We start from the raw sequence: 15,905 nt of genomic DNA, 5'->3' as shown, positions 1-15,905 counted from the left end.
CCTCCGGCATCCCTCGCGGCGCATCCATGGTCGACGGCCCGGACGCGGCCTTGTAGCTTGGCCCACCCGCCGTGCCGCGCGCCTCACCCATCGGCTCAGCGTGCAGAACTGATCGCAGTCCAAGTGGTAGATCTATGCATGACACGGCGCGCAGCCTCGCAGGGGAGTTCTTCCGGATCTACGGCCGGGATGCGTCCGGCACGGTTCTCGTCATCGGATCAGGCGAGGCCCCGGACGGGAATGGCGCTCCGGCAACCGCGCTAGCGATCGAGGTCGGCGTCAGTGACGGTGCGCGCCCCAGCCTTGACGGCGACGCCCTTCGCTTTGAGGACGAGCATTTCGACATCGTCGCCGCCCCCGGCTTGCAGCGCTACCCGAATTTCTGGCTCCTCTTCATCGAAATGCTGCGCGTCACGCGGGCGGGCGGGCTCATCTATGTCGATGCGTCGTCCGACGCCGGCTACGATCCCGCTCCGTTCGATGGCTGGCGCTTCTATCCCGACGCCCCGCTGGCGCTGATGGCCTGGGCCGAGCGGCGCGGCATCGAGGTCGCGCTGGTGGAATCCTTCACCGCCCCGCGTGCCGATGGCGCCCATGGCGACAGCGTGATGGTGTTCCGCAAGGGCCCGGCGGATGCCGGCGCACTGCCGGACGAACGGCTCGCCGATGCCGTTCCCGCCGCCCGCACCATTCGCAGCCATCGCAGCGCCGACATCGTCAATGTCGAGACGACGGGTCGAAGCCTGCGCCTGCTGGCGGAGAAGGATCGCCAGATCAGCCTTCTGCGCGGTGAACTGGAACTTGCCGAGCAGAAGCTGGAGCGGAAGACGGCCGCCCTGGAGGATTTTTCGGAAGGCCGGGCGGCTCTTGAAGCGGCGCTGCGGGATTTGCGGAGGGACTTCTCCGCCACGGCGACCGCGCTCCAGGATGCGGTCGGCCGCTTTGAGTATCTGCGGCGGGACCCCTACTGGGGCACTCCGGGCTCCGGCGGATCGCGGGAAGAGGTCCAGAGCCTCCAGCGCGCCCATGCCGAGCTGGAGGCGGAGGGTCTGCGCAGGCAGATCGCCCTGCGCCAGGTGCAGCGGCAACTGTCGGGCATTCGCACCTCGCCCACATGGCGGATCGGCGCGCCGTTTCGCGAGATCGAGCGTCTGGTGCGGGCGACACGCCATCGCCTGCGCCATGGCTGGGGGCCACACGCGGCACAGGCCCAGGTCGCGCCCCTGTTCGATGCCGCTTATTACCGCGCCCAGAATCCGGATATCGCATCGACGATCGCCAGGAACGAGCGTGACGCGCTGGTGCATTTCTGCCGCGCGGGCTGGCGTGAAGGGCGCGATCCCAACCCGCTCTTCAATGTGAAATGGTATCTTGAAACCAATGGCGACGTCGTGGCGACGGGCCTGAACCCGGTAATCCACTACGCCACCTCCGGCTGGCGCGAGGGTCGCGATCCCGGCCCGGCCTTCAGCGTCAGCTATTATCTGCGCAGCAATCCGGACGTTCTTGATACCGGGCTGGAGCCGCTGCAGCACTATCTGGAGCGCGGCAGGGCCGAGGGGCGACGTCCGCACCCGGCCGGGACCGCGCCCGCGGCGACCTCTCCCGTTGAAGCCGCGGAGCCGGTGCCGGTGACGGCGGAGGCGCCGGATGAGACGCCGCCGGATGAGGCGCCGCCGGCATCCGGCGACGCCGCGCCCGCCCTGCCGGCGGCGGCGGCTGCGGATGGTGGGCTGCGGCGCATCATGGACCGTGCCGGCCTGTTCGAGCCGGAAGTCTATCTCGACCTCCACCCCGATGTGCGCGCCGATGGCGAAGACGCATGGGACCATTTCGTGCGCTTCGGGATGGCGGAAGGCCGCCGCTTCGCCACCACCGAGGTCGCGGCCCGCGCGCTGTCGCGACTGGCACCGGAGGTCGATGCCAGCCTTCACGCCGTCGCCGAGCGCCTGTCGCTGCCCGATCCCGCGGCCGCCGTCGAGACGGCGGCGTCCGGGCTCAGGGAAGTCGGCGGAACGGTCGCCATCTATTGCAGCACGCAGGGCAATTTCTTCATGCAGGAAATTGCCAACCTGCTGGCGTGGCAGCTCTCCGCGCTGGGCATCGAAGTGCAGCGGCGCACGGAGCGCTCACCATTCGACGAGGAATTCGCCGTGCGGATCTTCGTCGCGCCGCACGAATTCTTCTGGTTCGAGCGGGGCACGCAGTGGCGCCCGCTGATCAGCCGGCCTGGCACGGTGCTCTACAATGTGGAGCGACCCTACACATCGAAGTTCTGCCGCGCCTTTTCCAACCTTCTCGCCGCGCCGCTGGTGCTCGACATCAACCTGCAATCCGCGGTCCTGCTGCAGCAATGCGGTATCAACGCCGTGTATTACGCACCGCCCTATCTGGAGGGCAGCCGCTACGGCGTGCCGCAGCTGGATGTCAGCCAGGTCGAGGTGCTGCGCGGCTATCGCTTCGCACGGGCCCCGTTCGATTTTTCGGCACATGAAAGCCTCGGCGAGCGCCCGATCGACCTTCTGTTCGTCGGCACCGGCTTTGACCGCCGGGCCAACGCCTTCGAGCAACTGCGCCGCCTGACCGACAAGTACCGCTTCCTCTGCGTGTCTCCCCGTGCCGGCGCGCCACTGACCGCGAGCAATTACCGGACGACCTCGCCGGAGATAAACTGCGCGCTGGGCCAGCGGTCCAAGATCGTGCTCAACATCCACCGCGACTGGCTGGGGCCTTTCGCCTGGTCGCGCATGGTGAAGCAGGGATTCTGGCAGGGGGCGTGCGTGGTCTCCGATCCAGGCCTTGCCGATCCGATTTTCCGTCCCGGCGAGCACTTCCTGGAGGAAAATCTCCGCCAGTTGCCCGACCTGATCGACTGGCTGCTCGGCACGCCGGAAGGACATGCGCGGATGGACAGCATCGCCGCAGCCGGTCACCGGCAGGCGATCAGCCCCGCGGCCCGCGCCGCGATATTGCCGCCCCTGCTCGACGCCTTGACGAGCATGGCCAAGAAAGGGCGCGCCGCGTGCAGACATTCGACATAGAATCACTCGGCGAACTCGTCTACGCGAGCGGCATCTCGGGCAGCGGCAGCGTCGCCGTCATCGTCCCCTTGTACAATTACGAGGCATTTATCGTCGAATGCCTGCAATCCGTGGTCGACCAGACGCTGGAGGCGATCTCCGTCGTCATCATCGATGATGCCTCGACGGATGACGGCCTCAAGTTGACCGAAACCTTCCTGAGAAACCACGCGCACCGCTTCGCCTCGGCCCGCATCGTCCGTCACGCGCTGAATCAGGGCCTCTCGACGGCTCGCAATTCCGGCATCGCCTGGAGCGCGGAGCCGCTGCTGTTCATGCTGGACGCCGACAACCGCATCCGCCCACCCGCCCTGGAGCGGCTGTGCGAGGCGATCGAGGTCGATGGCGCCGACTTTGCCTATTCCCAGCTGTTCATCTTCGGCGACCAGACCGACATCGGCTGCGCCGATATCTGGCATCTCGACCGCCTGCGCCATGGCAACACCATCGACGCCATGGCGCTCATCCGCCGCGATGCGCTGGCCCGGGCCGGCGGCTATGTCGCGCTGGCGGATAATCACGGCTGGGAGGATTACGATCTCTGGTGCCGGTTCTTCACGCTCGACATGCGCGGCGTGTTCCTGCCGGAACTCCTGTGCGAGCACCGGCACCATGCGGGCTCCATGCTGCACACCCGCACCAACCAGCATCAGGCGGAACTCACCGCCGAGATGATGCTGCGCTATCCCGAGATCTTCCATCGGCAGGCGCTCGTTTCCGCCCGCGAGGACGACTGGAGCATCGCCCTGCCGCTCGCCTATGCGCCCCCGAGCGATCCTATCCCAAGCGATCCCACCCCGACCGATCCCACACGGAACGAGGCGTCCGCGCCCTCCCGCCGGATCGCGGTCGTGGTGCACATGTTCGCCGAGGAACTGACCGGCGAGATCTTCACCTATCTCAACAACATACCCTTCGATTTCGATGTCTATGTTTCCACTCACAACGAGGCCAAGGCGGCGGTGATCGAGGCCCATCGCGGCCTGTTGCGCGGAAATCTGGAAATCCGCGTGATGCCGCGACAGGGACGCGACATCGCTCCCCGGCTGGTTGGCTTCCGGGACGTTTTCCCGCGCTACGATTATGTGCTGCTGCTCCACTCCAAGGTCTCCGCCCATGCCGAGGAACTGCGCGACTGGCGCGCCTTCCTGCTCGACCAACTGGTCGGCTCGCCGGAGATCGTTCGGAGCATCTTCACCATCTTCGAGGATGCGCCCGAGGTCGGCGCCATCGCGCCCCAGCATTTCGAGTTTGTCCGCCAATGGCTCGGCTGGGGCGAGAACTACCCGCTCTGCCGTGCGCTCGCCGCCCGTTTCGGGGTGGAGCTGAAGGTCAACGGCTTTCTCGACTATCCCAGCGGCGCCATGCTCTGGATGCGCACGGACGCGCTGCGCCCCTTCGCCGAGGCGAATCTCTCGCTCGATGACTTCACCCTGGACACGGCCGAGATCCAGATCGACGGCACGATGGCGCACGCCATAGAGCGCATGTTCTTCATCGCCGCCGAGCAGGCCGGCTATGCCTGGGTCAAGGTCGCCATTCCCGAGTGGTACGACTATCGCGAAACGATTCGCCGTGTCGCCGATTCCGACGATCTGCGCGCCTTCGTCGAGACCCGCGGACGGATCGTGCGCCGCACGTCGGCACCCGGCAGTGACCCGGATAACGCCAGGCAAGAGCCGGCCGGCACCGCCGAGCCCTAGGGAGGGAGGGAGGGAGGCGCTCGCCACTCCTGCCCACCCCCCGGGATGGCCCTCCGCAGGAGCCGGAATCGGCGCGGCACCCGTGCCGGATGGTATCGCTGGATTTCCGCGTGAATGTAGATTCGGCATAATTGCCTTGAAGTACGACCAACAGAACGATGGCATTTCCGAAGAACACATATCATTTCTGGAATGTATCCGGACATCAACTGTCATAACGTAACGGAAGCTTCGCTTGCAATTCGTTCGGCGCTACGCGAGAAATGCCGATATGTGGCAATGACGTTGCGTTCCGACGATCGCTTTCCGCCGGAAAAGTGACGCCCGCCGATAGGGATGCCTTCCACTGCCGGCGCGCCGCGACGCCTGTATTTGCTTTGAATTTACTATGAAAATTCAAAAGAAATTGATCTGACGGCCGGAAATCCGGGGCCGCCGTCACGGCGTCCATCCAGGTTGCGCATGCGGGCTGGCCCGTGTGAGGCAACCGATCGGGGAGAGCTTCTCTTTCCCGCTTGCCGGTGTCTGGTCTATCGTTAAAATGCGTCAATTGGTAAGGTGTGAGTGTTCCAGCATCTTCCAGAGAGCAATGACCGCTCTGTCCCGGGGGGGGCATGTGGTTTATCCTGCATGCGGCAAGGAGGTCAGTGAGAACCGTGAGCACCATTTTGCGGGCTGCAAACGTCGACAGGCGGATGATTCCGCTGCTGCGTCCACTGCTTCCATCCGCCGAGCGCCTGCTGCCATATCTGAAGCGCATCGACGCCGGACGCATCTATACCAATCATGGGCCGCTGGTTCGCGAATTCGAGCAGCGCCTGCGCTGCTTGATTGGGCATGATCTGCGCCTCGCCACGGCCACCTCCGGCACTCTGGCGCTTGAAGCCGCAATCGTGTCCGCCGCGCCGCTATCACCCGAGCGTCCGCTGGCACTCATGCCATCCTTCACCTTCACCGCGACGGCGCTCGCCGCCGAGCGGTGCGGCTACAAGCCCTATTTTCTCGACATCGATCCCGACACCTGGATGATCGACCCGGCGAAACTGGGCATGCATCCGATGATCGACAAGGCCGGGCTGGTCATTCCCGTCGCCCCGCTCGGGCGGCCGGTGCCCGCAGCCGCCTGGGCCGCCTTTTCGCAGGCCACGGGCATTCCCGTGGTGATCGACGCGGCCGGCAGCCTAAGCCAGATCTTCGACGATCCCGAGCAGTTCGTCGGCTCGGTCCCGGTCATCGCCAGTCTCCACGCGACCAAGGGATTCAGCTCCGGCGAAGGCGGTCTCGTGCTGTCCAGGGATGAGAGCGTTATCCATGGCTGTGTGCGGGCGCTGAATTTCGGCTTCTACGGCAGCCGGGAAAGCCTGTCGGCGGGCACGAACGGCAAGATGAGCGAGTATCATGCCGCCATCGGGCTGGCCGAACTCGATGGCTGGAAGGAAAAGCGCCAGCGCTTCCTCGCTGTCGCCGATATCTATCAACGCGTTGCCGCCGACCGTGGATTGGCCGATCGATTCTTCTGCGTGCCCGAGGTCGGCATTTCCTATGCAATCCTGGAGGCCCGCAGCGTGGACGAAAGCCTGCGCATCCGCCAGCATCTCGAGGCAGCCTCGATCGGATCGCGCTTGTGGTACGAGAACGGCCTGCATCTCCACGCCCATTTCGCCCGCACGCCGCGCGACGCGATGGGGGCATCGGAAAAGACCGCCGCGCGGTTGATTGGGCTTCCCATGGCGCCGGATCTGGTGCCAGATCAGATCGTACGGATCTTGGCGACGGTCGCTGATGCCGTCTTTGGCCCCGCACGTGCCGTGCAAGGCCTGTAACCGGCTAGAAGCTGCACGTCATGCGACATTACTGGAAGAAGCTGCGGGCGTTTTTTGCGCGCATGCAACGGGAAGGTGCTGCGCTCCGCGCGGCCCGGGCCGAAATCGCCGCCCTGCGCGCCGAGATGGAGCAGTTGAGCACGTCCTTCCGCGAGTTCCGTGACGGCACGGCGGCGGATCTGGGCACCAGCGGGGGCCATATTGACGACCTGCGCGGCGGCTTCTACGGCTTCCGCGACCATGTGCTCGCGGAATTGGGCGCGACGAGCTGGAAGATCGAGGAACTGCGCGGGTTCCGTGAACATGCGCTGGCGCATCTCGGCAGCACCGGCAGCCATATCGACGATCTGCGCGGCGGCTTCTATGGCTTCCGCGAACATGCCCTCAAGGAACTGGACGAGCGCAGCCGGCGGATCGACGGCGTGCGGGCGGAACTGGGGATGTTCAAGGACAGCGTCGCCTGGGACCACAATTACGAGCGCAGCCGCATCGACTATGCGCTGGGAACGCTGGAGGGGATGGAGGCGCTGCGTCTCGAACTGATCGAGGCACGCACCACCCCGGAATTCCAGGCCGCGTACGAGGAAGACGAGCCGCTCATCACGGTTTGCACCGGCACTGCCGGCCGGCCGGATCTGCTGATCGACCGCTGCCTGTCCTCGCTGCGCGCGCAGACCTACACCAATCTGCAGATACTGGTGATCGGCGACGGCTGCATCGACGACACCGGCGAACGCATCGCCGCGCTCGGCGATCCGCGAATCGAGTTCGTCAACCTGCCCGAGCGCGGCCCCTACCCCAAGCCGGGCGTGGAGCGCTGGAACGTGGCCGGGATGAATGCCGCGAATGCTTCGAACCGGCTGTCGCGCGGGCAGTTCATCGCGTTTCTCGATGATGACGACAGCTGCGAAACGAATCGCATCGAGATGCTGCTGGCCGCCGCCCGCGCCCAGCGCGCCGAATTCCTCTGGCACCCGTTCTGGTACTTGCAGCGCGATGGATCGTGGCAGCGCTGGGGCAATGGCCGGCTGGAGCACACGCAGATCACCAATTCGTCGGTGTTCTATCACCGCTTCTTCACGAAGCTGCCCTGGGACATCAACGCCTATCGCATCGCCGAACCCGGCGACTGGAACCGTTTCCGCAAGATCAAGTATCTGCGCCCGCGCCTCGCTTTCGTCGACGAGCCACTGACATGGTACCACCGCAGCTATGAGTCGCAGGAATTCGCACCGCATGAGGGCGAGCGGTTTCTCGACTGACCCCCGCCGCGCGGTGCGCCGCGCGGCAGCATGGCGGGGGACCGTCCGTTGCTTGCCCCGAAGGGCGGCTCTCTCCGCCTGAACCTGGCGAGGGCCCGTCAGCGACCGGGCCTGCACTCCACCAGCGCCCAGTTCTCGCGCCGTCGCGCGCCGCGCGCATTGAGCTCGATCGGCCGCACCGTGCTGAGCCGCAACCCTGCCGCCTTGAGCAATTGCGCGAATTCCTGCCGGGTGCGCTGGCGCCCGCCGGTCAGCAGCAGCATCGAATAATCATTGGCGATGGTCGCCGGCGCCTGCTCGATGCGGGTGGGCAGGATTTCCTCGATGATCAGCAGGCGGCTGTCCTTCTTCATCGCCGCGCGGCAATTGCGCAGGATGGCGATGGACTCCTCGTCGTTCCAGTCGTGAATGATGTTGGAGAGAATGTAGATGTCCGCCCCCGCCGGGGCGATCGCCGCGAACATGTCTCCGCCGACAAATTCCGGTTCCCGCGCGGCGGCATCGGCGGGCGCGCCATCCTGCCCGGAGGCAAGGCTCTGGCGGTCGAACACCACCCCGCGCGCCTGCGGCGCGGTGCGCAGGATCGCGCGCAGCAAGGAGCCATCGCCCCCGCCCACATCGACGATCAGCGAGGCGTCGGCAAAATCATGGACGCGGCAAATGCCCTCCGCCCGCCCCTCGACGCTGTCGCTCATCAGGCCGGCGAAGATGTCGCGCAGTTGCGGCTCGCCGTCGAGATAATCGAACAGCGGCATGCCGAAAACCTGGTCGAACGCCTTCTCCCCGGTCTTCACGGCGTGAACCGAGGCCTGCGCGGTCGGGTAATTGACCGCGCCGATGAAGATGAGGCGCTCATGCTGCGTGTCGGGATGGTCGGCGCGCAGGAACTGGCCCATCGGCGTCAGTTCGAACCGCCCCGCGCCGGACTGGCGCAGAACGCCGAGCACGACCAGCATGCGCAGGAAGCGCCCGAGCGGCCCCGGCGCCGCCCCGGTCTGCGCGGCCAGCGCCTCCACCTCGGTATGCCCGGCCGCCACGTGATCGGCGATCGACAGGCGCGCCGCCGTTACCAGAAGCTGGGTCGCGGCAAAGCCACCGACCATCCGGCGCAGCGTGGTGGAAGGGGATTCCCCGGTATCGGTCGACGAGCGCTTAATTGAACTCTCCCACCCGATAGGCCGGGAAATAGGCGGTGGCCGCAGCCCCCGCCTCCCGGCCGAGTTGATCGTAACGGACCAGATCCAGGATGCGGCCGCAGAAATAGGACTGGCGCACCCCGGTGGACCAGCCCGCCTTGAAGGAACTCAGCTTGCCGTCCTGCGCAAGGCCCGCCTCGCCGCCCCAGTCGATCCACTGCGCCTTGTCGGCGAAATATTCAAGCTCGCGGTAATAGAGCGCATAGGCCGCCCCGACCTTGTAGGCCGGCGGGCTGGCGGCGGCGGCATGGGCATAGACGACGCCATCGCCGACCAGCTGGATATGCGCCGCCACCGGCGTTCCCTCCAGCGAGGCGACGGTCATGAACGCCCCGGGCAGCGCCAGCTGGCGCGCGAACGCCGCGCGCGAGAACCGGCGGATGCCGCGTATGTCGAACTTGTCGATGGCGATGTCGAACAGCCCGAGCCAGACATCGAGCATCGGCAGCGGGTCCTCGTACACCTCCACCTGCACCCGCCGGAACGCCCGCGCCGCCTCGCGCGCATGGTGCGCGGAAACGATGCGCGCGACCGGCACCGAGAGATCGGCGGCGTAGTGCTGCTTGAAGGGAATGACCCGGTCTGGAAAGGCGCGCTCGAGATCGCTCATCTGGTACGCACCGAACGGATCGGGCACCACGGCGAGGCTGACCAGCCGGCCGCGCCAGCTCTCGATATCCTCATCGAGGGCGCGCCAGTCCGCGCAGCACAGGAACGGATAGGTCATCCCGTCATGCAGGTCGTGACCCGCGATCGGCCGACGCAGGAACCAGCCGCCGCTCGCGGGCAGCGCGGCCGCCTCGCCGAACTCCGCGAGGGATTCGGCATAGTCCCTGGAACGGTAAGCAGTCGGCATCAGGCTGTTGGCTCGTCGGGTTGAGGCAGCGCGAGCGTGTCCCCCGCACAGGGCGCGCGGAACGCAAAAACCCTATAGCCGAATTGCCGCCGGCGGCGAAACACAATCCACGCCTGCATTCCCCAGCTTCATGGCGTGACAAGCCGCAACGGCACGAAGCGAGCGAGCCCGCCGCCGCGGGACTACTGCACGCACGCGTCGCTGTGTTAAGCTTCCTCCGCAGGGCACGCGGGCTCGCCTGTTCGGCGGGGGGCGGCATGGGCATAGCCGAGAACGGCCTCGAGGTCAGCGTCGACCCTTTGTCCCGGTTCTGGTCCGGCGACGAGCCGCAGCGGCGCGCGATGGAGCGCATCGCCTGGACCTGCGCCATCGAAAGCTGCAAGGGCAGCTTCGGCAGCGGGGTGCTGATCGGCCCCGACAAGGTGCTGACCAATTTCCATGTGGTGCAGCGCCTGCTGGCGGAGCCCGAGCGCTATCGGGAGGCCTCCTGCCGCTTCGATTTCGGCTCCGATATCGGCGCCCCCAGGGAGGCGGCCGGCCACCGTGCCGGCTTCGCGGCGGACTGGCCGGTTGTGCTGAGCCGGTTCAGCGAGAAGGATGAAAGCGGCACCGACACCGGCTTCGAGCCGGACAAGCTGGATTTCGCCATCATCAAGCTGGACAGGAGCATCGGCTTCGAGCCGCTCGCCACCGATGCCGGCGGGGCGATGCGCGGCTGGCTCACCATTCCCCTCGAACGGGAGCGCCCCGTCGTGCCGGGCACGCCGCTGCAGATCTGGCAGCACCCGGTGGAGCGGCGGATGCTGGGCGCGAGCTACCGCGCGATGCCGCTGAAATGGTCCTCCGGCAAGGTGCTCAGCCTCATCGACACGGATCTGCGCCTGCGCCACGACGCGATGACCTTCAAGGGCTCCTCGGGCGCGGCCTGCTATGACATGAACTTCAACTTCATCGCCCTCCACCATGCCGGCGACCCCGACGCCGATATCGACTTTCGCGGCAAGTGGAACCAGGCCATCCCGGTGGCGGCCATCGTGCGCCATCTCACCGCTACCGGCCATGGCGGACTGCTGGGCGTGGTGCCCCCGCGCGCCACCGCCGCCCCGCGCATCTCCCGCGCCACCCGCGAGATCCGCGTCGCCCGTGACATGGCGGAGGGTCGGCTGCAGGCCGCCGCCATCCTGATGGATCGCGACGAAGCTGAGCGCGACCTCTGCTACCTGCGCCGCCCCTCCTCGCAGGATCGCGGCATGCTGCATGTGCTGTCCTGCCGGCATGTCGATCACCACGGCAAGTTCCTGCGGCGCATCGCCCGTTGGTCGCTGGTGCGTGACGAAAAGGACCTGCGGGCCCAGCGCGAGGGCATGGCGGCCTTTCTCAATCCGCTGCCGAAGGACCGGCCGGACGAGACATGGACCTTCGCCAACCTCACCTGGCCGCGCGCCGACCGCAAATTGCCCATCGCGCTGGACATGCTCCGGCGCGACCTGGAGGTGATCGCCTCCGAGACCCGGCCACAGCTGGTCGAGGCGGTGGTCGAGATCCGCAATGTGGACCTGCGGCGCGAGAAGGTGCTGGTGCGCGAGATTGCCAAACTCGCCGGCAGCCTGTCGAACCCCGACCGGCTGCAGATTTTCGTCATCTATTACGACCAGCTCGCCAAGGGTGCGCCTGACCCCAACCAGAAGCTGCGCGCCGCGCTCGGCGCGCTGTGGAAGATCGACGAAAGGCCCCCGGGGGCCGGCCTGTGCCTGTGCCTCGACGACATCAGCAGCGTCGAGCTCGGTGCGTGGTGCCGCGCGCTGGAGACCGCCTGGCAATTACCGGAGGGCGAACTCAAGGCCGATGTCGACAAGGCGCTGGCCACCCGGCAATTGCCGATGATGGATGCGGAAAAGCGGCTGATGCCGGTCCTGCGCAGCTGGCTGGACGGCCAGTCCGGCGGATGAGGGGGAAGATATGTGGTTCAACAGCTTCTCGCAGGCCGCATCCGCGCCGGAAAGCGAGATCCGCGAGAACGGACGCCCGGTGCGTGACAAGGGCCGCGGCTATATCTTCACCGAGGCGCTGGTCGCCGCCATCGACGTCGCCATCGGCCTTGGTCGGCCGCTGCTCGTATCCGGCGAGCCGGGCTGCGGCAAGACCGAGCTGGGCTATGCCATCGCCCGTCGGCTGGGCATCCCGCGCGTGCATTTCTTCTCGACCAAGTCCAACTCCGAGGCGCGCGACCTGTTCTATACCTATGACGCGATCGGGCGCTTCCGCGATGCGCAGGCGGGGCGCGCGGGCGGGCAGGCCGACGTCGCCGACTACATCGAGTTCGAGGCGCTGGGCGAGGCGATACTCGATGCCCACGCCCCCCACGAGGTCGCCCATCTGCTGGAAGGGCGGCGCGCCTATACCCACCCCGGAATGCCGACCCGCTCGGTGGTGATCATCGACGAGGTGGACAAGGCCTCGCGCGATTTTCCCAATGATCTCCTGCGCGAGATCGAGGACCTCGCCTTTCGCGTGCCCGAACTCGGGCGGCGCGATGGCGGCCCCGCGGCCGCCGCGCCGGAAACGCCGGGCGGCATCCCGCCCCAGCGCCGGCCGATCATCGTCATCACCTCCAATGAGGAACGCCAGCTGCCCGACGCCTTCCTGCGCCGCTGCGTCTTCCACGAGATCGCCTTTCCCGAGGCCGGCGTGCTGCGGCGCATCATCGCCAGCGGGTTGGAAAAACGCCTGTTGGGGGGCGGGGCGCCCCTGACCCTGCCTGATGAGGAGCGCGACGCGCTGATTGCGCTGCTGCAGGATTTTCGCGGGCTGCGGCTCGACAAGAAGCCCGGCATTTCCGAGATGATCGACGCCGCCGCGCTGGTCGCCTATCCCCGTGATCAGCATCCGCCCCCGCTCGACACGCGGCTCGGCGCGACGACCGCGGCGCTGGCCAAGCTCAAGAACGACCGGGCCGAATTCGGCGCCCTCATCGAACGCTGGGTCCGCCAGGGCGGCTAGGGTGGCACGGACATGGCTACCGACATGGCTACCGACATGACGCAGGCGGACGAGACCACCTATCGCTTCGTGCCGGAAGCCCGCCGGCTGGACGATCTGTTCACCCGCTACGAGGAGGAGCGGCGCCGCGCCGGCCTTGCCACCGCGCTGGAGCGCGTTTCCCCGGCCCAGCGCATCGATGCGGTGACAGCGATATTCGGCCTGAACGGCGCGCGCGGCTGGCACCGCCAACCGGGCGAGGACAGCGCCGACCTCTGGCTGCGCTACCTCTCCCCTGTTCTGGCCGAGACGCGGCAATCGGCGGCCGCCCTCGAAATCGCCGCGCGCGAGGACCTGCCCGGCGTCTTCGAGCCCCCCATCGAGCCGGCCGGCCGGCCCCCGCCCCTTCCCGATCTTCTGGTAGAAGACCCGTGGTGGCGCGAGGAGCACGAGGAGCCCCCGCCGCCCTCCACGCGGGAACTTCTCGTCGAGCGGCTGAAAAACGCGCTGCGGCGGCCCGCAATTCGCGGGGCGCTCGCCGTCGGTCTCGCCACCCTTCTGGTTGGCCTCTATCTCGCCCTCACACCTTCAGGCGACCCGGCGACGGACGGGACCGGCACCCCGATCCGCGTCGCCACCGCCCGCCCCTCGCCGATGGTCACGCCCGACCGCGCGAACGCCGCGACGAACGACCCCTTCGGCGACGAGTACCGCCGGGCGCTCGGCGTCGCCCTCACCGCGCAGCAGCAGGCAGAAGCCCTCACCCCGCGCCAGCTCGCCGCCATCTATGCCGGCGAATCCGACAGCATCGGCGAGCCCGCGATGTTTCTGTCGGCCATGCGCCGGCGCTGGCCGCTGCCGCCCGACGCCGCGATCCCGCTGGACCCCGGCGGCGCGCTGGCGCTGCAGCACTTTGCCTGGGCCTTTGTCGCCACCGAGCAGGGCGCGGCAACGCCGCTCAACCGGCCCGCGCTCGACCGCGCCACCCCGGACGACACATTTCTGGCACGGTGGCTGGAGGGCGTCGCCGCCGGAAGAAGCCCGGCCCGCAGCGGCGCCGCCGGCCTGATGGACAGCACGACGCCCACCACCGCCTGGCCGGGCTGGCTGGCGGGCCTCGCCTTCCTCCCCGCGCTCGCCGCGCTGGCGTGGAGCGCGGCGAGCTTCCTTCCCGCGCTGATCGCCGCGCTCACCAATCCGCAGGCGCGCCGGGTCGGCGTCGAGGCGAACCTGCCGGCCGGCGCCCTCGCGCTCACGGCGCCGCCGCCGGCCCGGCGGCTCGCCCGGCAGATCTCCTGGCAGGAACCGGGCATCGCGCGGCGCATCCATGCCGACCGCAGCGTGCGCGCCACGGTGCGGGCCGGCGGCTTCCCCACCATCGTGCCCCGCCGCGCGCCCCGCTCGGCGCATTATGTCTTCCTCGTGCCGCGCCTGCATCCGGCCGATCATGAACGCGACCGGGTCAGCCGCTTCATCGAGGCGATCGCCCGCGGCGGGGTCTCGCTCGATGTCTATGACTATGATCGCGACCCGCGCACGCTGATCCCGCGCACGGTGAACGGCGATCCGCGCGGGGGCGTGCTGGACCTGCGCGCCCTGCGCGAGCGGCACGCCGAGGCGCGGCTCGTGCTGGTGACGGACGGCGCCGAGCTGGTGGATTATTTCACCCAGCGCCCGCATGCCTTCATCGCCGAGGAACTGGCGCTGTGGCCCCGGCGCATGCTGCTGACGCCGCTGCCGCTCAGCGAATGGGGCGAGCGCGAGTTCCGCCTCGCGCAGGCGCTGGACGCGATCGTCGGACGCGCGACGCCCGAGGGCTTCCACGATCTGGCGCTCGGCTTCGGTGAACGCGCGGCCCGCCCGCCGCAGACACGCGCCGGCGGCGATCGCGGCGAGGACGACCTGCTGACGCGGCTGGTCGACTGGCTGGAGGCGAGCGACCAGTTGCTGGCCGGCGATGCCATCCCCGCGCGTCCTTCCGTGCTGCGCTATGACGACCCCGTGCTGACCTCCGACGCCGAGCCCCCGGCCGGGGAACAGGCCGCGCTGATCGACGACCTCAGGCGCTGGCTCGGGCCCTATGGCTTCCACTGGCTGGCGGCCACGGCCGCCTATCCGCAACTGCGCTTCGCCATCACGCTCTATCTCGGGCTGCGCATCACCATCGGCCTCGGGCCGCTCGCCGTGCCACTTTATGACGAGCGGCGACTGGCGCAATTGTCGCTTCTGCCATGGTTCCGCAACGGCCACATGCCGCACTGGCTGCGCCGGGCGCTGTTCGCGGCGCTGACACCGGCAAGCCGCCAGCGCATCCGCGACGCGGTGGACACGATGCTGAACGGCGCGCCGTTGCCCACCGGCGCTCCCGTGCCGGCGGGTAGCCATTTGCCGATCTGGCGACCCGAAGCGGGCGGACTGGACATTCCCCATGACGCGGTCATGGCCGACCTGTGGCTGGCCGAGCGTTCCGACATCGTGCCGATGCTGCGCGGGGGCGCTTTCTCCCGCATCTTCCGCGATCATCTGCGAGAGGTGGCCACGCGGCGCCTCGCCGTCATCGGGCTGACGCTGGCCTGGTGTCTGGGCGCCTTCTGGCTGTGGCCGGCCGCGTTGAGCGCGCCGCACCCGCCCGGCGCCTGGTTTCCGCTGCTCGCCTATGGCACGGCAACGGGGCTGTGCGGCGGCCTCCTCGCCATCATCCGCCACCACCGCGCCGCACCTGAAGAGACGAACCGTGCCGAGGGAACCGAGCCCGTACCGGATACCGCCAGCGCGACCACCGTCGCCCCGGAAGAGCGGGAGGGCGGCACCACGCCGGGGGACGCGCCGGCCCCGCCCTCTCCTTTCGAAATCCTATCGTCCGAGGAGCCGGCCTCCTCGTCATCTCGATCGGACGAAACGGAAACGGAGCGCCGCAAATGAGCGCCCCGCGGGAAAATCCTCCCCCACCCGTCGTCCCGCGCCCCGCGCATTCGGAATCCCCGCCGCCGCGGCTGCGCGCTCGTC

9 protein-coding genes are annotated in these 15,905 nt (G+C 68.0%); 7 read left to right on the top strand and 2 right to left on the bottom strand.

What is annotated here, in order from left to right; translation table 11 throughout:
* Positions 1-134: 134 nt before the first annotated feature.
* The 4 genes from QOZ99_RS15245 (at position 135) to QOZ99_RS15230 (ending at position 7,868) form a co-directional block, all read left to right on the top strand.
* Positions 135-3,041, top strand: coding sequence for a hypothetical protein (locus QOZ99_RS15245; RefSeq protein ID WP_306890850.1), 2,907 nt, complete (start codon positions 135-137; stop codon positions 3,039-3,041).
* The gene (locus QOZ99_RS15240; protein ID WP_306890849.1) at positions 3,023-4,783 is read left to right on the top strand and encodes a rhamnan synthesis F family protein; all 1,761 of its coding nucleotides are present in this window, start codon (positions 3,023-3,025) and stop codon (positions 4,781-4,783) included. Before QOZ99_RS15245 ends, QOZ99_RS15240 begins: the two co-directional genes overlap by 19 nt.
* Positions 4,784-5,439: 656 nt before the next feature.
* On the top strand, positions 5,440-6,606 hold the full coding sequence (locus QOZ99_RS15235; RefSeq protein WP_306890848.1) for a DegT/DnrJ/EryC1/StrS family aminotransferase: 1,167 nt from the start codon (positions 5,440-5,442) through the stop codon (positions 6,604-6,606).
* 62 nt (positions 6,607-6,668) lie between these two features.
* A complete protein-coding gene (locus QOZ99_RS15230; RefSeq protein ID WP_306890847.1) occupies positions 6,669-7,868 on the top strand; it encodes a glycosyltransferase family 2 protein in 1,200 nt (399 codons plus the stop codon).
* A 98-nt stretch (positions 7,869-7,966) separates the two neighbouring features.
* On the opposite strand, the gene QOZ99_RS15225 is transcribed toward QOZ99_RS15230, so the two are convergent.
* Together QOZ99_RS15225 and QOZ99_RS15220 are read right to left on the bottom strand one after the other, a co-directional pair.
* Positions 7,967-8,971: a methyltransferase gene (locus QOZ99_RS15225; RefSeq protein WP_306890846.1), complete on the bottom strand. Its 1,005-nt coding sequence runs from the start codon at positions 8,969-8,971 to the stop codon at positions 7,967-7,969.
* Positions 8,972-9,020: 49 nt separating this feature from the next.
* Positions 9,021-9,920: a GNAT family N-acetyltransferase gene (locus QOZ99_RS15220; RefSeq protein WP_306890845.1), complete on the bottom strand. Its 900-nt coding sequence runs from the start codon at positions 9,918-9,920 to the stop codon at positions 9,021-9,023.
* Positions 9,921-10,177: 257 nt separating this feature from the next.
* Here QOZ99_RS15220 and QOZ99_RS15215 point away from each other — a divergent pair, with 257 nt between their 5' ends.
* The 3 genes from QOZ99_RS15215 to QOZ99_RS15205 are packed head-to-tail and all read left to right on the top strand — an operon-like array spanning position 10,178 to position 15,821.
* On the top strand, positions 10,178-11,869 hold the full coding sequence (locus QOZ99_RS15215) for a trypsin-like serine peptidase (protein WP_306890844.1): 1,692 nt from the start codon (positions 10,178-10,180) through the stop codon (positions 11,867-11,869).
* Positions 11,870-11,879: 10 nt separating this feature from the next.
* Complete coding sequence (locus tag QOZ99_RS15210) at positions 11,880-12,920, top strand: AAA family ATPase (RefSeq protein ID WP_306890843.1); 1,041 nt, start codon at positions 11,880-11,882, stop codon at positions 12,918-12,920.
* A 12-nt stretch (positions 12,921-12,932) separates the two neighbouring features.
* Positions 12,933-15,821: a hypothetical protein gene (locus QOZ99_RS15205; RefSeq protein WP_306890842.1), complete on the top strand. Its 2,889-nt coding sequence runs from the start codon at positions 12,933-12,935 to the stop codon at positions 15,819-15,821.
* The last annotated feature ends 84 nt before the right edge of the window (positions 15,822-15,905 follow it).

Origin of the sequence: Ancylobacter amanitiformis (assembly GCF_030814815.1) — a bacterium.
Taxonomy (GTDB): Bacteria; Pseudomonadota; Alphaproteobacteria; order Rhizobiales; family Xanthobacteraceae; genus Ancylobacter; species Ancylobacter amanitiformis.
The sequence above is the reverse complement of the archived record's forward strand: the minus strand, read 5'-3'. Positions and strand labels throughout refer to the sequence as shown.

Coding starts and splice junctions, on each gene's coding strand:
- QOZ99_RS15245 (WP_306890850.1), top strand. CDS start 135: ATGCATGACACGGCGCGCAGCCTCGCAGGGGAGTTCTTCCGGATCTAC.
- QOZ99_RS15230 (WP_306890847.1), top strand. CDS start 6,669: ATGCAACGGGAAGGTGCTGCGCTCCGCGCGGCCCGGGCCGAAATCGCC.
- QOZ99_RS15225 (WP_306890846.1), bottom strand. CDS start 8,971: ATGGTCGGTGGCTTTGCCGCGACCCAGCTTCTGGTAACGGCGGCGCGC.
- QOZ99_RS15220 (WP_306890845.1), bottom strand. CDS start 9,920: ATGCCGACTGCTTACCGTTCCAGGGACTATGCCGAATCCCTCGCGGAG.
- QOZ99_RS15215 (WP_306890844.1), top strand. CDS start 10,178: ATGGGCATAGCCGAGAACGGCCTCGAGGTCAGCGTCGACCCTTTGTCC.
- QOZ99_RS15210 (WP_306890843.1), top strand. CDS start 11,880: ATGTGGTTCAACAGCTTCTCGCAGGCCGCATCCGCGCCGGAAAGCGAG.
- QOZ99_RS15205 (WP_306890842.1), top strand. CDS start 12,933: ATGGCTACCGACATGGCTACCGACATGACGCAGGCGGACGAGACCACC.